Source organism: Pseudomonas izuensis (assembly GCF_002356535.2).
GTDB classification, from domain to species: Bacteria; Pseudomonadota; Gammaproteobacteria; order Pseudomonadales; family Pseudomonadaceae; genus Aquipseudomonas; species Aquipseudomonas izuensis.
In genome coordinates, this window is record NZ_AP017423.2 from 6,591,038 (window position 1) to 6,609,943 (window position 18,906).

Here is an 18,906-nt window from a genome sequence, read left to right on the forward strand (position 1 = left end):
GTCATGACCGAGTTGTCGCAAGTGTCCGTGACGGCACTCAAGGGTGTCGGCGAAGCCATGGCCGAGAAGCTGGCCAAGGTCGGCCTGGAAAATCTCCAGGACGTGCTGTTTCACCTGCCGCTGCGCTATCAGGACCGCACCCGCGTGGTCCCGATCGGCGCCCTGCGCCCAGGCCAGGATGCCGTGATCGAAGGCACCGTCAGCGGTGCCGACGTGGTCATGGGCCGGCGCCGCAGCCTGGTGGTGCGCCTGCAGGACGGCACCGGCGGGCTCAGCCTGCGCTTCTACCATTTCAGCAACGCGCAGAAAGAAGGCCTCAAGCGCGGCACGCGGATTCGCTGCTACGGCGAAGCACGGCCCGGTGCATCGGGACTGGAAATCTACCACCCGGAATACCGCGCCATTACCGGCGACGAACCGCCGCCCGTGGATGAAACCCTGACCCCGGTGTACCCGCTCACCGAGGGCCTGACACAACAGCGCCTGCGCCAGCTGTGCATGCAAACCCTGACCTTGCTCGGTCCCTCCAGCCTGCCCGACTGGCTGCCGAACGAACTGGCCCGCGACTACCAACTGGCGCCGCTGGCCGATGCGATCCGCTACCTGCACAACCCGCCGGCCGATGCCGACGTCGATGAGCTGGCCCTCGGGCATCACTGGGCACAGCACCGTTTGGCGTTCGAAGAACTGCTGACCCATCAACTGTCCCAGCAACGCCTGCGCGAAAGCATGCGTTCGCTGCGCGCGCCGGCCATGCCGAAAGCTACGCAACTGCCGGCCAGATATTTGGCCAACCTCGGGTTCGACCCCACGGGTGCACAGCAACGGGTCGGCAACGAAATCGCCTACGATCTCAGTCAGCACGAGCCCATGCTGCGGCTGATTCAGGGCGACGTCGGCGCGGGCAAAACCGTAGTCGCCGCCCTCGCTGCGCTTCAGGCCCTGGAGGCTGGCTATCAAGTGGCGCTGATGGCGCCCACCGAGATTCTCGCCGAGCAGCACTTCATCACCTTCAAGCGCTGGCTCGAACCGCTGAGCATCGAGGTCGCGTGGCTGGCCGGCAAGCTCAAGGGCAAAAATCGCGTGGCCGCGCTGGAGCAGATCGCCAATGGCACACCGATGGTGGTCGGCACCCATGCGCTGTTCCAGGACGAAGTGCAGTTCAAGAACCTGGCGTTGGCGATCATCGACGAACAACACCGCTTCGGCGTGCAACAGCGGCTGGCCTTGCGGCAGAAAGGCGTCGGCGGGCGGATGTGTCCGCATCAGCTGATCATGACCGCCACACCGATCCCGCGCACGCTGGCCATGAGCGCCTACGCCGATCTCGACACCTCGATCCTCGACGAATTGCCGCCCGGCCGAACCCCGGTCAACACCGTGCTGATCACCGACACCCGACGCGTCGAAGTCATCGAGCGGGTGCGCAGCGCCTGTGCCGAAGGGCGCCAGGCCTATTGGGTGTGCACCCTGATTGAAGAGTCGGAAGAGCTGACCTGCCAGGCCGCCGAAACCACCTATGAAGACCTGACCGCCGCCCTTGGCGAGTTGAAAGTGGGGCTGATCCACGGGCGCATGAAGCCCGCCGAGAAAGCCGCGGTGATGGCCGAGTTCAAGGCCGGCAATTTGCAGCTGCTGGTGGCGACCACGGTGATCGAAGTCGGTGTGGACGTGCCAAACGCCAGCCTGATGATCATCGAAAACCCGGAACGCCTGGGCCTGGCGCAACTGCACCAGTTGCGCGGCCGCGTCGGCCGGGGCAGCGCGGTCAGCCATTGCGTGCTGCTCTATCACCCGCCGCTGTCGCAGATCGGCCGGCAACGGCTAGGGATCATGCGCGAGACCAACGACGGTTTTGTCATTGCCGAAAAAGACCTCGAACTGCGCGGCCCCGGCGAAATGCTCGGTACGCGGCAGACCGGCCTGCTTCAATTCAAGGTCGCCGACCTGATGCGCGATGCCGACCTGCTGCCCGCGGTTCGCGACGCCGCACAAGCGTTGCTGGAACGCTGGCCGGACCACGTCAGCCCGTTACTCGACCGCTGGCTGCGTCACGGGCAGCAATACGGCCAAGTGTGAGCACCGTCGCAGTTTCTGGAGGATGGGTTTGAGCAAGCTGGGTATACTCCTGCAATTGTTTTAGTCCGGATACAGACCATGACCGAAGTTGCCCTCGCACCCGCCTCCCCGCACGCTCCGTCGGTTATTCGGCTGCTGCTGGGCAAACTGGGCATTGCCTTTGAAGAAGTCCTCGACCATCACGGCTTGAACCCGGCGCGCAAGGTCCAGGCCGTGCTGCTCGATGATGCCGTCGGCGCGCTGATGGTGCTGTTCCCGCAGAATCAGTTGCTCGACCTCAACCGCCTCACCGAACTCACTGGCCGTCGCCTCACCGCCGTGCCGACCGAGCGCCTGGTCAAGATGCTCGGCAAGCACAGCCTGAGTTTGCTGCCGGGTCTGCCCACCCTCACCAGCTCGCCGTGCCTGTATGAAGAAAGCCTGCTGCGCGAGCCGACGGTGCTGGTCAATTCGGGCGAGCCGGGCGTGCTGCTGGAAATCACCAGCGAAGCCTTCAAGTCCATGCTCAACAAGGCCAGCGCCGCCAACTTCGGCGAAGCCCTGAGCAGCATCCGCCCCAACCTCGACCGCCCCGACGATGACCGCGAGGAAATCACCCAGGCCGTTCAAGCGTTCACCGCGCGGCGCATCCAGCAACGCCTGGAAGCGACCATCGAAATACCGCCGCTGGCCGAAACCGCACAAAAGATCATAAAGCTGCGCGTGGACCCCAACGCCACCATCGACGACATCACCGGCGTAGTCGAAACCGACCCGGCGCTGGCCGCGCAAGTGGTGAGCTGGGCCGCGTCGCCGTACTACGCCTCGCCGGGCAAGATTCGTTCAGTGGAAGACGCCATCGTGCGGGTGCTGGGCTTCGACCTGGTGATCAACCTGGCACTGGGCCTGGCCCTGGGCAAAACCCTGAGCCTGCCCAAAGACCACCCGCAACACAGCACGCCGTACTGGCAGCAATCGATCTACACCGCCGCCGTCATCGAAGGCCTGACCCGCGCCATGCCGCGCACCCAGCGCCCGGAAGCCGGCCTGACCTACCTGGCCGGCCTGCTGCACAACTTCGGCTACCTGCTGCTGGCCCACGTGTTCCCGCCGCACTTCTCGCTGATCTGCCGTCACATGGAGGTCAACCCGCACCTGTGCCACAGCTACATCGAGCAACACCTGCTGGGCATCAGCCGCGAGCAGATCGGCGCCTGGCTGATGCGCTTCTGGGACATGCCCGATGAACTGGCCACCGCACTGCGCTTCCAGCATGACCCGGGCTACGACGGCGACTACGCCGAATACCCGAACCTGGTGTGCCTGTCCGTGCGCCTGCTGCGCAGCCGCGGCATCGGCTCGGGCCCGGACGAAGACATCCCCGACGCCCTGCTCGACCGCCTCGGCCTGACCCGCGCCAAAGCGGAAGACGTCGTCAGCAAAGTCCTCGAAGCCGAAGTGCTGCTGCGCGAACTGGCCTCGCAATTCAGCCAACCCTAAAAAGCTTCGCGAGCAGGCTCGCTCCCACAGAGGTTAGGTATTCCCTGTGGGAGCGAGCCTGCTCGCGAAGAATTCAACCCGGTCTGACTGAAAGACCTCAGCCTCGGCCTTCCTCGGCGTACGCACCGGAAGGCACGCTCGCCCCCTGATCGTCGGCCACGAGCCACCAAGGACAATAATCAGGCGCCCTGCTATGATTTGACTGCAAACAGAGGGCTTTCCCGATGACTCAAACAGCAGCTGGCAGTGTTGAAAATCAGGTTCGCAAGCTTGCCAAAGATCACAGGGTCACTGCCGATCCTGACGGCATGAGCCGTATGGCCGTGATCATTACCCGCATGGCGGGCGATGTCGTCGAGCTGGATGGCGTCGAGCAATTGCTCGTGAACCTCAAGAAAAAAGGCATTCTGAGCAAGTCCGAGACCCTCGCCCTCCAAGGACGCTACCTTCAGGAAAGGCGTTCACAGAATCCTGGCGCATGACTTTCGATCCGTTCGGCGACTTCGAAGCTGCTGGATATCTTCAGAATTCGCTGCAACTGAAAGACCCCACCGAAGTAAAAGAGTCAGAGCATCTTTCGTTCGAATTGAGCATCGAGGATGCCCTCGCCTATTTGGCCAAAAAGAAGCCAATCGACTACCAGGCCGTGCTCAAGGTCCACGAAATCCTGTTCTCCGGCTTTTATCACTGGGCAGGCAAAGACCGGAACGCACTTGTACCTCACCTGGCCGTCTTCAAGGGCTCATACGACGATCCCCGAAGTACCATCTTCGAGCACCCGCACTCCATCAAGATGTCTGTCGACTATGCGCTTGAACTAGCAGCCGATAAAAAGCGTTTCAAAGAACAGCCCGGCAGAGTGATGGGCCAACTGGCTTTCGCACACCCCTTCCTAGACGGCAACGGGCGCACGATCCTGCTGGTCTTCATGGAACTCTGCTACCGCGCCAAATTCGCCATCGACTGGTCCAGGACGAACAAGGATGACTACCTGCGGGCACTCAGCGACGAGATCCGGGAGCCTCGCGAGGGGAATCTCGATAGCTACCTAAAACCATTCATTGTTGATATTTCCAGTCGTGACGAGTGGCCAGAGACCATCAGCGGCATCAAAGGCCTGGATGGCCTGGACAAGGAAGGCATCACCTACGAGAGCCTGGACAACCCGCAAGTCCAGCAGATCTACAAGACCTACCGGGCCAAGCCTCTCGACACCGGAAAGCCTCCTGAATCGAACGACTGAGGCGGCGCACTGGCTCCTTCGAAGAACCCGTGCGCGACCTGGACAACCTCAAGCCTTGGGCTTGGCCTTCTTCGGCTTCAAATACTTGGTCAACCCCTGAAACCAGATCACCAGCGCCGGGTTACCCTTGATCTGAATCGACTTGTCCTGAATCCCCGTCATGAACGCCAATTGCTTGTTCTTCGCCTGCATCGTGGCAAAGCCATACGCGGCATCTTTAAAGGCAATCGCAAACGCCGGCTCGGCATACACGCCTGACTGGCTGGTGATGCGCTGATCCTTCACCCGGAAATGCCGAGCCACTTTCCCGTCCAGGGTCTGCAGCTGAAACACCAACTCCTTGTCACCCAACTGCTGCTGAAACGCAGGGTTGGTCCGACTGGCCTTGCCCATCAACAAGCCCAGCATCCACAGCAGAAAACGAAATTTCATGCGCAAGCCTCAAAAGAAAAATGAACGGCTGGCGCAGTTTAGCGACTTAAAGCAGGAACGCCACCAACGAGTTGCGTTAGAAGAAGATCAACCCTATTACCTGCATGATGACTACCAAGTCATAATTTTCACGGACCCCACTGATCATCTGGCTTGATTAAGGGCTAACCAGCGCCGCAGCCACGACGGTTGCGTGTTGATGGCGTCATACAGCTCCTGAGCCGTGATAGTGCGTTGCGCCTCGTCAAAACTCAGGGCCGCTCTTAACGCGGGCCAACAATGCTTCGGCAAATGCCGTGGCGCGCGCAATTCACGGTCCATTTGCTCATCCCGTGCACGGGTTGAGAGCCAACGGCGGAACGGGTGTTTGCCACACGCCAATTCATACAACACACAGCCCACCGCATAGATGTCCGCTGCGGCGGTCAGCGGTTGGCCTTCAAGCAATTCGGGGGCGGCATAGCCTGGGGTCCAGGCATTGAAGCGGCGGCGACTCAGCTTTGGCAGTCCCGGCATGATGCACTCCTCGGCTTGGCCCAGACCGAAATCAAACAGTCGAACGCCCTCTTCACCGCACATCACGTTGCTTGGTTTCAAATCGCCGTGCAGAACACCACGGCTGTGGGCATGGACCAATGCGTCAAGCAATGGAAGCGCAACATCCCGCAGCGCTGGCCACGGTAACCCCAGAGGCTGGTCGCAGAGCACCTTGTCCAGGGTCAGGCCACTCATCAGCTCCATGGTGATGAAGGCTTGTCGGCAACGCGTATCCACTTCAAAGGTGTGCAAGCGCACCACGTTCGGATGACGTAAGCGCCGGGTAAGGGCGAACTCGCTGTAGAGCAAGGCACCGGCATCCTGGGAGTTGGCGAGTTCTTCACCGAGCATTTTCAGCGCGACATAAGTTTCACGGTCACCGAACTGTTCGTGCAACAGATCCCGTGCGCGGTATACCACGCTCATTCCACCAGCACCGAGCAACCGCTCGATCCGATAACGCCCCACTAACACATCTTGCAACTTAATGACGCGAGCCTGGAACGACATGACATCACGGAATGCGTCAGCTGGCTTGGCGAAAGCGAAATAGGTCAGATCGGCAGCGTCCTCATCGCTGCTCGGCAGCTTTTCGGGCACTGGTACAGGCTCACTCATTGACGGATCACTACACCGGTCAGGTTATCCCGCGCGGGACCACACAAGGCTCCCTCGAACAAACGTGTCAACGCCATTACCGGTGCGCTCAGGCTCAAGGCATTGCCCAGCTCGTTGCTGCTGAGGCACTGGTATAAACCGTCGCTGCACAGCAAAAACGCATCGCCGGGATACACCGTCAACTCCAGCACTTCGAGCGTCAGTTCTTCGCTGGCCCCCACCGCCCGGGTCAACGCACCAGCATGGGGTTGTGTACTGGCTTGTCCAGCGCTCATTAGTTGTTGGTCCATTAGCTGCTGCATCAGCGAATGATCCTTGGTCAGTTGGTACAAGCACTGATCGCGCCACAAATAACATCGGCTGTCTCCAGCCCAGACGCAGGCTGCGCGACTGCCGTCCACCAGAAGCACTACCACAGTGCTGCCAATGATGGTGTCCTGGTGTTCGGCAATGACAGTCAACTCCTGACCAAAGCGACGATTGAGCCAGTGCAGGCATTGACGCACGCCTTTGAGACGCTCATCGAAGTTTTTTTGTACCGGCAACTCCGCCAGGCTGGCGACAATCAACTGACTGGCGATGTCGCCTCCTTGATGCCCTCCCATGCCATCGGCGACCACCCAAAGCCCCTGCTGGGGACAATCGAGAAAAGCATCCTCATTGCGCAACCTGACTTTGCCTGGGTCGGTACGTGCAGCGCTGCGCCAGGAACTGACCATTGGCATCAGAGCTGCACCGGCATGCGGAACGTTCGCAGCACACTCATATCGAACGGGTTCGGCGTGCGCTGGCTCGTTAGCAAGTAATTGGCGCGCAGGCCACCCAGATCGGCTTTGAGTACGATTACATCGCGACCGATCAGGTATTCGGTCTGCATGAGGTCCAACAGACGGAACAGCGACCATGGACCGCTATTCTTTTCGATACCGATCGGACGGTCGGCCATTCTGTCGAGTACCAGGCTGGTGCGACCGTCTTCGGTATCAGTCGGCCATTTGAAGGAAGCCGCTACGATTGGGCCGTGGCGGTATTCCAAAGCCTTGTCGCCAAAGCGGAACTCGGAACGGCTTACCGATGGATCGAGGGTGTATGGCTCCAGCTTGAACTGTACGTGAGGCTCGGCGGAACTATCGACAAAGAAGCTCTGGCGGATCATATGGGCCGAAGCCATCTGATCGAGGTAGGCCCGAGAAACGGGCAGACTTTGACCATCGACACTGCGCAGGCGGTAGCTACCCGGGACGCCGCCGACAAAAGGACGCAGGTAGTTGTCGAAGAAGCGGTCACTGATGCCCTGGGCCTTGAAAAACTCACGAAAATCGCTGATTGCCACGTCACTGGCACTGTGTGCACTGAAGGGATAACGCTGGTTTATCGCCTTGCCGTAGAAACTGTACAGCTCACTCTGATAACGCTGATTCAGATACTGATAGGCTTCGTTGAGTACCAAACGCCAGGTGTCGTCGGCCAGTGCGCTAAACCAGGCACCGACCGGACGCGGCAAGCGACCTGCGGCCATGCGCAAGTGACTCAGCGCATCACGCTGGCTGGCCATGCGGGCTTTGGCCAGGTCATACGCCGCCTGATCAGGTGCGTTAGCACGAGCCAGGCTCGACAGTTGCAGTTGAAGTTCATTGAGCGCCTGCAATACCGGGGTCAAATCAGCGCCCGGACCATTATGTTCATCCAGCAAACGATGCAGGGGTTCAAAGCGACGTTGCAGGGCTTTCCTTGCAGTGTCTGGCAGATTATTGGCCAGCACGCTCGAAGCTTTTTGTGCCGCAGCGGTGACGAGTTGGCCAGATTTTCCTCCCTTCTCTGCGAACGCTTGCGCAGCTGTTGCTACTTCATCCACGCCATCGGCAACAACCGCGAAGCGAGTGTGCTCGCGAACTTGTACAAGTAGTTGCAGCACTGGTGAGTTGGCAGACGTCAGACCGGCCAGTTGATCTACCCCTTCAGCAGCGTGATGGGTGGGCTGCAATGCAACACGATCCATCGCATTGCCCCATGCATTGGCGTAGTCACGAAAATACAGTTGCTCCAGTTCGACCATCAGGCGCCGCAAGTCCATGGCACTGATATCCGAGCCCTCGCCCAATACCCAGTTATCACGCAGGATGTCAGAGACGAGTGCAGCGCCCCGGACCGAGAAATATTGCTGATATCCCTGCTGGGTGTAGAACCCCGGCATTACATGATCGGTGCCAATCAATAACGCACCCTGTGGCCCCAAGTGCTGGCTCAAACGGTATTCAGGGAGATTGCGGGCCTGCTCGCGAAGCATCCGGTAAACCACATTGGCCAGGGATTCGCTGCGCAAAATCTGGCGCGCCTGAGCCACCAGTTGATCATTAAGCGGGTAACGGAATGGCAACGCGAACAAACGTTCGGCATGGGCATTCAATCGCTCTTGCATCGAAGTGTTTCCCGCGTATCGCAGGGACCACTCGGCAGCAATACGCTCTTTCAACCATGTGGCGTCGCGGTGATCCTGTGTGCTCAACATCAGATACGCACGCAAGCTGTTGAGCAAACGCTCACGGTCTTTCATGCTGGCGCGAATCTGCCCCTCCAGCAGTGTCGCGAGGCGCGGCAAAAGGTGCCCTTCAAGCTCAAGCTCGTAGGCGCTCTTGATCACCGGATTAGCTGCTACACCTTGATACAACCCCCCGCGCTGGTGGAAAGAGACTTCGCCCTTCTCAGGGAACAACTGAGTTGCCGCGTAACTGGTGTCCAGGGGGGCGAGCACAGCCGGCCATTCATCCCCCACGACCGTGGCCGAACGCTGCTGGGTCCAGGTTTGTGCCAGTGTGCGCAGCTTATCCAATCGCTCATGGTTGGCCGAGAAGCTACCAGCCCACCAAAAACCAAACAGACTCAGGGTAGCAAGCGCTCCCACGTACAGAGCACGCTGACTCCAATTTAGGCGGCGACGCTCGCGCTTGTTCAGTTCGACAAGGCCGGACTCGGGGAAAATGACCCGACTGAACAAATGAGGGATAAACCGCGAGTACCCGGTATGCCTGACTGCCGCATCCCCCTGCCTGACACCTGCGCCAGCGTCTGTTTGGTGATCCGGCGGCTTGCCTGAGTAAATGGCACTGGTGAAGTAGAAACCGCGCAACTGGCCCGTGCGCGGGTTGTGGTTACCGGGGAATGTCTTCTCGACGAATTGACACAGCCCTTCGCCGATCAGCCCAAATTGATGCGCAAACTCGAGAATTCGGCTTCGACGCAGAGGATCGCGCTCCTGATGCATGCGCATGATCACTTGGCTGTTGAGTCGCTGAAGCAGCGCTTCGAATTCAACACGTGCCGCGGTAGCGTCAGACGTCCCTGACGTTTGACTCAGACTGGCGCCCAGCACCTGATCCCTTTCCTCTTGGGTCAGCTGATCGAAGAACTCGTGAAAGCCCGACTGTTCATCCGTTTTGCTTAACACCAGATAGATCGGCAGGTCGACGTGCAGCCTTTGCTGTACCTCTTGCAAACGTGAACGCACGTGTTTCGCCAGTGTGTCCAAAGTCCCCTGATCATGGCTGGACAAGGTTTGCACTGGGAGCGTCACCATTACGCCATTGAGCGGTCTGCTGCGATGTCGTTTTTGCAACAGGCCGAGCAAAGAGCTCCAGCCACTGGCATCGACTTCGACGTTTGATTGGGTCAGGTAGCGACCGGCCGTTTCGAGCAACACACCGTTCTCGGCGAAATACCAATCGCAATATTCAGTACCTGGGGACCCATCGCTAAGCTTGCGATCGAATGAATTGAGCGGAAACTCCAGGCCCGAGCGCTCCAGCAAACTGGTTTTGCCACTTCCTTGAGGTCCGATCAACAAATACCACGGTAATTCACGACGCCCGCGATAGAGACTCGAAGTCCTGAGGGTGGCAAGGGCGCTCTTGAAGCGCACTCTCAGCTCCCTGCGTTCTTGATTGATCTGTTGATGGCGGAGCAGACTTGCCTGACCGTCTTCGGAGCTTTCCAGTAGCTGCTCGCGTATACCGGCGCGCCAACTGACGAACACCATGGTCAGGCCCCAGACCAGAAACAACACGCTGATGCTCAGCAGCCGCGAAGTGGGACTTTCCCAGAATCGGTAATCATCCACCGCCAACAGCGGTCCGACGCGCCACACCAGCAGCGCGACAAGCAATACCGTCAGGAGGCTCCAGAGCCACGTCTTTTGCAGGAGTGCGCTGGCTCCTCTGAAGAGTTTGATCATCACCCGCGCCCCTTCAAATGCTGCGATTGCGATTGAACCGCTGCCTGATCAATTTGCTGGAACGGTTTTAAAACCGAATCGCGCTGCTCACCCAATACCCAGGCGAATCCTGAGTACATAACCACAAGGCATACCACAGTAATCAGCGCCACCATCCACCCCGGCACAATCCTTACGAGTCTGTGTCGCCGACCTTCGTCGAGGGCTTCCCTGCGAGGTGAAAGTTCACGCGGAATATCTGCACCTGACTGACGAATCTGCCGATAAAGGGCATCACGTAGATTTTCAAGTTCCTGATGACCCCGCGGCTGGATTCGGTACTTGCCCTCGAATCCAAGCGCGAGGCAGAGGTACATCAGCTCCAGCATCGGCAGATGCTTGACCGGGTTTTTCGAAAGGCGATCAAGGAACTGGAAGAATCTTTCACCGCCAGATGTCTCATTGTGGAATGTGCTGAGAAGGCTCATTCGCGACCACTCGCTCTCCTTACCCCACGCTGTGGTCACGACTGCCTCGTCGATAACTGTGCACAACACATAACGTGCCGTTGATACCTGACTACTTTCGACACCTCTGTTTAGCGCGCGATCGACAAAGTGGTTTAGCGCCGTACTCAGTCGCTTGTTAAGGGCTGGTAAATCTTCACCGGTTGCGCTCTGCTTGAGCCGCACCACTTCAGATAGCAGGCCAGACGCCGCCGCCACCAGTGAGTTGAGACTGATACTGAAAGTGTGCTCCGGCCGCTGTCGAGCGGCGTAAATCATGCGATCTTTCAACTGCTCGAAGCGCGGTGGCGCGACGGAGTCGGTCAGGTTCCCCTGTGCCGGGTCATGACCCAAACGATCGAGCAGCACGGTTTTGTCGTCCTGAAGGTGTTCCATGTCCTTGATCATGTCGCTCAGTTCCTGATGGCCCAGAATTTCAGATCGAGCTCGGCGAATTCACCGGAGACATGGAACGCGAAGCCGCCAGAGCGTTCGAGTTGTGCCTGATCTTCGGAGCTGAGGTCGAGGATGAAATAGGTTTTGCTGGCGTGGAACGCGATCTGTCGCGGGGCAACCGGTAGCGGCCTGACTTTGATACCGGGCAAATGAAGATTGACCAGTTGACGGATGCTCTCCACTGGACCGACCTTGAGGTGTGCGGGCAATCGATGGCGCAGTTCTTCGCTGTCGCATTGAGCACTGGCGGCCAGCACGAACGAGGCCGAGCCCAACAATTTATGGTCGTGCAATGGCGAGACCATGATTCCGTACTGACGCGTCTGTATCGGCAATTCAATGGCATGCTGCTCAAGAACCATCGACAACACCTGACGAATCGCCTCCATGACTTTGAGGAAACTTTTGCCTTGGTCACTGTGTTCGTAGCGACTGCCCGGACTCGGGCGTTTGCTTTCGCTGGAGAATGTAGCCAGTTCTCCCAACAGGGTCAGCAGCGTGCAGTACAGTTCCTGAGGATGAACCTGCTCCCTGGTGAGGTAATGGCGCAACAGTGGTTCGGTGCGGTTGATCAATTGCAGCATCATGAAGTCGCCTACTTCTGCCCCTCCCACTTTGCCAGTAGAGCGAATCCGCTCGGCAATGGCGTCGCCCCGATGTCCGAGCATACTGATGACCTCTTTCAGACAAGAGAGCAGAAAACTGGAAGAATGCACCTGCAGGTACGTCGCGACGTAATCCGGGTCGAGGCTGATCACGCCGTCGGGAGTGGTGTCGAGGACTTCGCAAATCTTCAGCTTCACACAGGCTTGATCGCTGTGCTCCTCGCCAAGCAGTAATCGGAAGTCCGGACGGGCACAACTGACTGCGCTGGTACAACCGTCCCCCGCATTGGAGTCGGCGACCTCCATTTCATAGGTGATGTAACGCGCAAGCACGTCGCACTGTTCCGGACGACGAGATTCGACATGGTTGCCAGTCACCAACGGCAACGCTAGATAGACGGATGTGTTGCCGGTATTGGCAGGTACATCCAGAGCCAAGGGCCTGGTGCTGCCTCCTACTTCGAAAAGGCTGCCGTCCGGCAGGACTCCCGACGCACTGTTGATAACCACTTTTCCCATATTGAGAAACTGCAAATCGATCTCCAGGCCAAGAAAACCCCAGGTGTAACCGCCCAATAACTGGGTGCGGGCTTTCAACTGATGGTCGTAATAGCGATCGTTTTGCTGGAGGTGCTGCGGACGCAGCAACATGCCCTCTTGCCAAATGACTTTATGGGTATGCATGTTCAGTCACCTGCCTTGGCGAGTACTTCATTGCTGTTGCGAATACCGGACTGATCAAGCTTCAGGTCCGTGTTGGTGACGCCCCGCGGAGTGAGTGACACGGTGTAGCGCCATCTGGTTTCGGGCAGGTCGCGGTAAGCGGCGAGGATGCCAACATACCGACTCCCTTCTTGCACACTGAGCTTGAGCTCTACGGTTTCACCTGGACGCAACTGCAGCTCTTCACTGGTTACCAGATCCGGCGTCAACGATTTCCCGGCACGCTCATAGAGGCTGAAAAAGTCGGCATTTTCGAACGCAACCGGGTGCTTGAGCTCCAGCAGGCGCACGACTATCGGCGACGGGCGCCCATGAAGGTCCGGATTCAGTTGATCGCTGGCAGTCAGCTTCAAATTGAGTTTGGTCACGCTTGAAAACGGCGATAGCACCGAGCAACCAGTCAGTAAAACCAGTGCCACAAGACCGGTAAGTACATTGATAGAAACAGTCCAACGGCGAGACATAGGCATCACCCCTGAAGGTCAGTGTGGAGGGTGGAGATCAGGCGAATCTGCTCTTCGTAGGCCCGGGCGAAGTCACGCGTCAGCAAGCGATCGCTCCAGTCGTCATCTTGGAGCAGGGTTTGGTGAAAGCGGCCGTAGGCTTTCCAACGACTGCCCGCTGTGGAAAACAGCGATTTGTTGTCACGCTCGAATCGCAGCGTCAGTTGTCGTGGTGAGCAGTGTTCCAGAGCCCCTCGAACCGCCGCGCGACTGCCAGCCAGCAAGGCCACCTGATGCGCCTGTAGATCACGAAATGCGCTGGAGATCGCTTGTTCTGCTGATAATTGACCTGGTTTGTTGGTCAGCAACATGCTCAACGCCTCTGCTGGACCGACAGCGATTTTGAGCGGATTTGTATGCAGACCTTGTACGGTCGTATGGGCCAGTCGCAGTTCGTTCTTCAGCTCGCTACGGGTACGTAGACTTTGCTGCAAGCCGCCAGCGCACTGCTTGAGTAACCGCGCAGCATCGAGCGCCACTGCTTCGCAGGCAGCAGGGTCGAAGCCTTTAAGATCCAATCCAAGCGTTGCACCGAAGCGCTCCCAGAAATCTTCATGACGTGGTTCGGCAATCTCAGACCTGACGAGTGCAGGTTCAACCGTAGGCTCAAGCAGCTGCGGTACCGTCAGATTTTCCATGTCGATTCGCGCATAGTCCGCGCGTTGGAGGGGTGCTTGAAACACCCCATCAAAGTCGCTCAGCTCGTCGAGCCCATAGAAAGCAGGCTCCTGCTGATCAACGGCCTTCAATGGGTCAAGTTCGAGGAGTACATCATCAGGAATGATGTTGCCCGTCTTGTGCGTACGGCAGGCTTCGGCATCGAAGGATGACGAGCCATGGCTCAATTGCGCGCGGATCTCGAAATCACCGAGACCATAAATGCCGCCGTTTTCGATACGTAGAGCCTCACCCTTGATAAGACGGGAACCACCGACAAGATCGTGGATACCGTTGTTGCTGATATCGGTCATGTAAAACGCGCCTTCGCAGTAGTTGATTTTCGCGTGGAGGCCGGAGACATGACGCTTGCGGTCTGGAATGACCCAGTCACACTTCTTGCTCCGGCCGATCACTCCACCGGACTCTGTGAAGGTTTTCCGGCTCGAATCTGTTGGCACGAACTGCTTGCTGCTCAGCATTTCGAAAACCAGTTCCATGTTGATGCTCCTTGCAGTTACTTGCCGCGATTGACCGCCTGCGGATCACCCAAGGGGCGATAGGTGTTGTCGTTGAATTTGTAGTTACCGCCACAGCCACCGACGCCGCATAGAACGACGAGTGCCAACAAAGCGGCCTGCCAGTGACGAACAGGCATGCGAGGTTCTCCAAAGGAAAGAGAGATTGGGTGGAGATGAAACAGATGCAGGAAATCTGTCATCGGTTGCCAGTGATTAACCATTGAGGTCTCCTGGCTTGATGTTCAAACGCCCGAAGCGATACAGCAGTGTGCGGCGTGGGAGCCCTAGTTCTCGGGCTGCCAGCGTTTGGTTGCCATTATTTTTACGCAGGCAATCAATCACCAGACTGCGCTCGAACTGCTCCACGCGTTCGCGCAAGTGCAGGCGGCTGTCTTGCTCAAACACGTCCTGTGGCAGAGAAAAATGCTCGGTCAATAATTCTTCGCCCTCACACAGCAACACCGCACGTTCGACCAGCCCTTTGAGCTCACGTACGTTGCCGGGAAAGGTATAAGCAGCCAATTGGCTCAATGCCGCCTCAGACCAACGCACGTTATCCCGTTGCAGGAATGTGCAGGCGTTGTCAGCGAAATGCCGGGCCAGATCCAGGATGTCTCCGGCACGTTCGCGCAGGGCCGGCAGCTCGATGGGAAACTGCGCAAGACGGTAATACAGGTCCTCGCGAAACTTGCCTTCCCTGACCAGCGACGCCAAATCACGGTGAGTCGCCGCGATTATGCGCACGTCGATCTTGTGGGTGTCGTTACACCCCACGGGCCGGATCTCACCCTCCTGCAAAACACGCAGCAATTTGGCTTGCAGGGATAACGGCATATCACCGATTTCATCCAGCATCAGGGTGCCGCCATTAGCCGCATCGAACAGTCCGACGCGGTCACGGTCGGCACCGGTAAAGGCACCTTTGCGGTGGCCGAACAGTTCACTTTCCAGGAGATTTTCGGCGAAGGCTGCACAGTTTTGTACGATGAGTGGCCGAGACCGCCGCGGGCTGCCCTCGTGAATCGCTCGAGCGATCACCTCCTTGCCAGTACCTGTCTCACCGTGCAGCAATATGGTGTATGGACTATGCAAGACCTTACTGATCAGCGAATAGGTTTGGCGCATAGCCGGGCTTTTACCGATCAGTCCAAAGCCACTGGCACTCGGGACGCTGATCAGTGCAGATCGCGCATTGCCAGCCGGCCGATGCAGGCGTTGCAACAGTTGAAGCTGGCCAAGTACGAACGAGCCCAATTTACCGAGGGAATCGGCGTGCCCTTGCAGGTCGATATGCCGGCGGCTGGCACAAAGCACCAAACCATTAACCACCTTTCGATTACTCAGCAGCGGCACACACAATAGCGATTGCCAAGGTTTGGCCTGAGGCGGCAAAAAACCGATTTCGTACAGACTGCCACTCAAGGAGTCGATACTCACTACGCGGTTCTGGCGCAGGGCGAATTGCAGCAGTTGCGCATCGTTGTAATCCGCCGGTGAACCCGCCATATCCCGAGGTTGCAAGATGCCATTGAGGTATTCGGTACTCAGTCCGAGGCAGCCGTGGTTCGCATCGAGCAAATACAATTGCGCCAGCTCACAATCACTGAGTTGCGCCACCCCACGAAGGAAGTCACCCAGCAACGCAGCGCTGTCCGTCGCTTGCGACAAGCTGGCGAACTGCCCCAGCAAAGCTTCGGTATAGGCTAATGGCTGCGACAGTTGAGGGGACATCGCACCCATCTCAAGCGAACTCGCAGATGACACAGGCGTCGCCATCCAGCGTCGCATGAACGCGTGTGAAGTGCTCACCAGACGCCATCGCGTCAAGCAATCGGTCAGCCACCTGGGGCAACACATGCAGATCCAGTAATTGGTCAATCAGACGGGCACCGCTATCGCTTTTAGCGCAGAGCCCGGCCAAGTGATCGACGAGGTTTTGGCTGTAGCTGAAGTCCAGCTGACGTCGGAGCAGGCGCTCTCTCAAACGGCCAAGTTTGACCTCGATCAGCTCGAGTAGAACGGGGCCACTGACCGGGTAAAACGGCACGATGCGCATACGCGCCAACAATGCCGGTTTGAAGTGTTTGATGAGGATCGGGCGAATGGCCGCTTCAAGATCCTCCATAGATGGCTGCGCAACGCTTTCGCACAGTTCGCTTATCCGCTCGCTCCCCAGATTGGAGGTCATCAAAATGAGCGTGTTGCGAAAATCGATCTGGCGCCCTTCCCCATCGTTGGCCACGCCCTTGTCGAAGATTTGGTAGAAGAGGTTGAGTACGTCCGGGTCAGCCTTCTCGACCTCATCAAGCAACACGACGGAGTAAGGCTTCTGACGTACGGCTTCAGTGAGCATGCCGCCCTCGCCGTAACCGACATAACCAGGTGGCGCACCGATCAAACGCGAAACGGTATGCTTTTCCTGGAACTCCGACATATTGATTGTGGTGATGAAACGATCACCGCCGTACAGCAAATCCGCTAAGGCCAGCGCGGTTTCGGTCTTGCCGACGCCGCTAGGGCCGACTAGCAGAAACACACCAACCGGCGCATCAGGTTTGTTGAGGCCGGCGGCCGTTGCGCGCATCGAGCGATCCAGTGCCTGAATGGCTTGTTCCTGACCACGGACACGATTGCGCAGATTGGCGGCAAAACTGGTGACCTTAATATTGTGCTCACGGGCCAATTGCGCCAACGGTACACCCGTCCATGCGCTGATCACTTCGGCCACCAGGCGCGGGCACACTTCAAAGCTCACCAGACGTTGCTTGACTTGCGTATCGGTCAAGACGCGATGGGTTTCATTGAGTGCGGTTTCCAGAACTTCGATACCAGAAGCGTGCTCCCCGGGTTCAGCGATGGCCGCTCCCCGGGCCTTGGCCAGTTGCTGACGCAGCTCCAGCAGCCGTTCTGCCAGTTTCCTTTGTTGTGTCCACAGGAGTTCCAGTTCGGCCTTTTTGTTCTCCACCAAGACAAGATGCTCTTGCAAGGCGGCCAGCGTATCGCGATCAATCGGTAATCCGGCTTCAGTATCCCGACACAACGCCTGGCGCTGGCGGTCACCCTCAGCCAGTTCACCTCGCAAACGCTCCAGACTTTCCGGCGCCGCGGCCAGGCTGATACGCACACGGGCACATGCCGTGTCGAGGACATCAACGGCCTTGTCCGGCAGCTGACGACCTGTCAGGTAGCGAGCAGACAACTCGGCAGCTGCCACCACAGCATCATCACGCAGGTAAATGCCGTGGCTCTTCTCGTACACTGGAGCTAGCCCGCGAAGAATAGTCACCGCTTCGTTGATGGTTGGCTCACGCAATTGCACAGGTTGAAAGCGCCGGGCTAATGCCGGGTCTTTTTCAAAGTATTTCTTGTACTCCGTCCAGGTCGTGGCGGCGATCGTTCGCAATTCGCCACGGGCCAATGCCGGCTTGAGCAGATTGGCCGCATCGGAACCACCGGCATTGCCTCCCGCGCCAATCAGCGTATGGGCTTCATCGATGAACAGGATCACTGGATTCGGCCTAGCCTTGACCTCGTCGATCACGCCTTTGAGGCGCCGCTCGAATTCACCTTTGACGCTCGCACCGGCCTGCAATAGCCCCATGTCCAGAGACAAAAGCTCTACATCTTTGAGCACTGGCGGTACTTCACCGGCAGCGATGCGCAAGGCCAACCCTTCGACAAGGGCTGTTTTCCCGACGCCCGCGTCACCAACCACAATCGGATTGTTCTTGCGGCGACGGGCAAGGATGTCGACCATCTGCCGGATCGCCACGTCACGGCACAACACCGGGTCCAGTTGGCCGTCACGGGCCTGTTGAGTCAGGTTGTGAGTGAAGCGCTCCAGCAGCGACTCACCTGCTACCAGAGACTTGCCGGTGGCCGGCGGTTCTATCCGGGACAACGCAAACTCTTTCAGTCGCTCGATGTTCAGTCTGGCAAGCAGCAACTGGTATCGACTACCGGCGTAGCGCAACGGATTACGCAGCAACGCGAGGATCAACGCGGCTTGCCCAATCACACTCTGACCCAACTCGAGGGTCGCCAACAGCAAGGCGTCCTGCAGCCATTGCAACAGTTCCGGAGCGAACACCGGATTGTGTGAGGCGGTGTCCTTGACTTGCAATTGCAACGCAGCCGCCAGTTCTCCGGTATCTATTTCGGCATCTTGCAGCGCACGAGCGAGCAAACCTTGAGGGAGCTCCAACAATGCCAAAAGAAAATCCTCGACGAGGATCTTGCTGCCGCCACGGGCGATGCAGCGCTCGGCTGAACTTTCCAGACCACGACGGCTTTCGGCGTCCAGCGTCTGGATAAGTTGTTGCAGGTCCACATTGATCATT

Annotated in this window: 16 protein-coding genes; 5 read left to right on the top strand and 11 right to left on the bottom strand. The window is 58.3% G+C overall.

The window, feature by feature from the left end; all coding sequences use genetic code 11:
• Positions 1–3 precede the first annotated feature (3 nt).
• From recG to LAB08_RS29635, 4 genes are all read left to right on the top strand, one after another.
• On the top strand, positions 4–2,079 hold the full coding sequence (gene recG / locus LAB08_RS29620) for an ATP-dependent DNA helicase RecG (RefSeq protein WP_096514222.1): 2,076 nt from the start codon (positions 4–6) through the stop codon (positions 2,077–2,079).
• Between the two features lie 78 nt (positions 2,080–2,157).
• A complete protein-coding gene (locus LAB08_RS29625) occupies positions 2,158–3,558 on the top strand; it encodes an aminoacyl-tRNA deacylase and HDOD domain-containing protein (protein ID WP_096514221.1) in 1,401 nt (466 codons plus the stop codon).
• Between the two features lie 224 nt (positions 3,559–3,782).
• On the top strand, positions 3,783–4,040 hold the full coding sequence (locus LAB08_RS29630) for a hypothetical protein (RefSeq protein ID WP_096514220.1): 258 nt from the start codon (positions 3,783–3,785) through the stop codon (positions 4,038–4,040).
• Complete coding sequence (locus tag LAB08_RS29635; protein WP_096514219.1) at positions 4,037–4,801, top strand: Fic/DOC family protein; 765 nt, start codon at positions 4,037–4,039, stop codon at positions 4,799–4,801. Before LAB08_RS29630 ends, LAB08_RS29635 begins: the two co-directional genes overlap by 4 nt.
• 48 nt (positions 4,802–4,849) lie before the next feature.
• On the opposite strand, the gene LAB08_RS29640 is transcribed toward LAB08_RS29635, so the two are convergent.
• Complete coding sequence (locus LAB08_RS29640; protein ID WP_096514218.1) at positions 4,850–5,233, bottom strand: helicase; 384 nt, start codon at positions 5,231–5,233, stop codon at positions 4,850–4,852.
• Between LAB08_RS29640 and LAB08_RS29645 the strand changes: the two genes are divergently transcribed.
• Positions 5,232–5,390: a hypothetical protein gene (locus tag LAB08_RS29645; protein ID WP_157755750.1), complete on the top strand. Its 159-nt coding sequence runs from the start codon at positions 5,232–5,234 to the stop codon at positions 5,388–5,390. The two genes, LAB08_RS29640 and LAB08_RS29645, sit on opposite strands and share 2 nt — an antisense overlap.
• Here the strand turns inward: LAB08_RS29645 and LAB08_RS29650 are convergent.
• From LAB08_RS29650 to tssH, 10 genes are all read right to left on the bottom strand, one after another.
• The gene (locus LAB08_RS29650; protein ID WP_096514217.1) at positions 5,378–6,388 is read right to left on the bottom strand and encodes a serine/threonine-protein kinase; all 1,011 of its coding nucleotides are present in this window, start codon (positions 6,386–6,388) and stop codon (positions 5,378–5,380) included. The two genes, LAB08_RS29645 and LAB08_RS29650, sit on opposite strands and share 13 nt — an antisense overlap.
• Positions 6,385–7,113, bottom strand: a complete 729-nt coding sequence (locus LAB08_RS29655; RefSeq protein ID WP_096514216.1) for a PP2C family protein-serine/threonine phosphatase — start codon at positions 7,111–7,113, stop codon at positions 6,385–6,387. Before LAB08_RS29655 ends, LAB08_RS29650 begins: the two co-directional genes overlap by 4 nt.
• The gene (tssM, locus tag LAB08_RS29660) at positions 7,113–10,616 is read right to left on the bottom strand and encodes a type VI secretion system membrane subunit TssM (RefSeq protein ID WP_096514215.1); all 3,504 of its coding nucleotides are present in this window, start codon (positions 10,614–10,616) and stop codon (positions 7,113–7,115) included. Before tssM ends, LAB08_RS29655 begins: the two co-directional genes overlap by 1 nt.
• Positions 10,616–11,509 carry a type IVB secretion system protein IcmH/DotU gene (gene icmH, locus LAB08_RS29665; RefSeq protein WP_096514214.1) on the bottom strand — a complete coding sequence of 298 codons (894 nt, stop codon included), beginning with the start codon at positions 11,507–11,509 and terminating at the stop codon, positions 10,616–10,618. Before icmH ends, tssM begins: the two co-directional genes overlap by 1 nt.
• Before the next feature lie 5 nt (positions 11,510–11,514).
• A complete protein-coding gene (gene tssK / locus LAB08_RS29670) occupies positions 11,515–12,846 on the bottom strand; it encodes a type VI secretion system baseplate subunit TssK (RefSeq protein ID WP_096514213.1) in 1,332 nt (443 codons plus the stop codon).
• A gap of 2 nt (positions 12,847–12,848) precedes the next feature.
• Positions 12,849–13,349 carry a type VI secretion system lipoprotein TssJ gene (gene tssJ / locus LAB08_RS29675; protein ID WP_096514212.1) on the bottom strand — a complete coding sequence of 167 codons (501 nt, stop codon included), beginning with the start codon at positions 13,347–13,349 and terminating at the stop codon, positions 12,849–12,851.
• 5 nt (positions 13,350–13,354) lie between these two features.
• A complete protein-coding gene (tagH, locus tag LAB08_RS29680; protein WP_096514211.1) occupies positions 13,355–14,545 on the bottom strand; it encodes a type VI secretion system-associated FHA domain protein TagH in 1,191 nt (396 codons plus the stop codon).
• Between the two features lie 17 nt (positions 14,546–14,562).
• Positions 14,563–14,703 carry a type VI secretion protein gene (locus LAB08_RS29685; RefSeq protein WP_096514210.1) on the bottom strand — a complete coding sequence of 47 codons (141 nt, stop codon included), beginning with the start codon at positions 14,701–14,703 and terminating at the stop codon, positions 14,563–14,565.
• Positions 14,704–14,779: 76 nt separating this feature from the next.
• A complete protein-coding gene (locus LAB08_RS29690) occupies positions 14,780–16,297 on the bottom strand; it encodes a sigma 54-interacting transcriptional regulator (RefSeq protein WP_096515618.1) in 1,518 nt (505 codons plus the stop codon).
• Between the two features lie 10 nt (positions 16,298–16,307).
• A complete protein-coding gene (gene tssH, locus LAB08_RS29695; protein WP_096514209.1) occupies positions 16,308–18,905 on the bottom strand; it encodes a type VI secretion system ATPase TssH in 2,598 nt (865 codons plus the stop codon).
• Position 18,906: the final 1 nt, after the last annotated feature.

What these genes read in the sequence shown, in the direction of transcription:
- LAB08_RS29655 (WP_096514216.1), bottom strand. Translation starts at nt 7,113, where the DNA reads ATGCCAATGGTCAGTTCCTGGCGCAGCGCTGCACGTACCGACCCAGGC.
- LAB08_RS29690 (WP_096515618.1), bottom strand. Translation starts at nt 16,297, where the DNA reads ATGTCCCCTCAACTGTCGCAGCCATTAGCCTATACCGAAGCTTTGCTG.
- LAB08_RS29630 (WP_096514220.1), top strand. Translation starts at nt 3,783, where the DNA reads ATGACTCAAACAGCAGCTGGCAGTGTTGAAAATCAGGTTCGCAAGCTT.
- LAB08_RS29650 (WP_096514217.1), bottom strand. Translation starts at nt 6,388, where the DNA reads ATGAGTGAGCCTGTACCAGTGCCCGAAAAGCTGCCGAGCAGCGATGAG.
- tssH (WP_096514209.1), bottom strand. Translation starts at nt 18,905, where the DNA reads ATGATCAATGTGGACCTGCAACAACTTATCCAGACGCTGGACGCCGAA.
- tssJ (WP_096514212.1), bottom strand. Translation starts at nt 13,349, where the DNA reads ATGTCTCGCCGTTGGACTGTTTCTATCAATGTACTTACCGGTCTTGTG.
- tssK (WP_096514213.1), bottom strand. Translation starts at nt 12,846, where the DNA reads ATGCATACCCATAAAGTCATTTGGCAAGAGGGCATGTTGCTGCGTCCG.
- LAB08_RS29645 (WP_157755750.1), top strand. Translation starts at nt 5,232, where the DNA reads ATGCGCAAGCCTCAAAAGAAAAATGAACGGCTGGCGCAGTTTAGCGAC.
- LAB08_RS29625 (WP_096514221.1), top strand. Translation starts at nt 2,158, where the DNA reads ATGACCGAAGTTGCCCTCGCACCCGCCTCCCCGCACGCTCCGTCGGTT.
- icmH (WP_096514214.1), bottom strand. Translation starts at nt 11,509, where the DNA reads ATGATCAAGGACATGGAACACCTTCAGGACGACAAAACCGTGCTGCTC.
- LAB08_RS29640 (WP_096514218.1), bottom strand. Translation starts at nt 5,233, where the DNA reads ATGAAATTTCGTTTTCTGCTGTGGATGCTGGGCTTGTTGATGGGCAAG.
- LAB08_RS29685 (WP_096514210.1), bottom strand. Translation starts at nt 14,703, where the DNA reads ATGCCTGTTCGTCACTGGCAGGCCGCTTTGTTGGCACTCGTCGTTCTA.
- tagH (WP_096514211.1), bottom strand. Translation starts at nt 14,545, where the DNA reads ATGGAACTGGTTTTCGAAATGCTGAGCAGCAAGCAGTTCGTGCCAACA.
- recG (WP_096514222.1), top strand. Translation starts at nt 4, where the DNA reads ATGACCGAGTTGTCGCAAGTGTCCGTGACGGCACTCAAGGGTGTCGGC.
- LAB08_RS29635 (WP_096514219.1), top strand. Translation starts at nt 4,037, where the DNA reads ATGACTTTCGATCCGTTCGGCGACTTCGAAGCTGCTGGATATCTTCAG.
- tssM (WP_096514215.1), bottom strand. Translation starts at nt 10,616, where the DNA reads ATGATCAAACTCTTCAGAGGAGCCAGCGCACTCCTGCAAAAGACGTGG.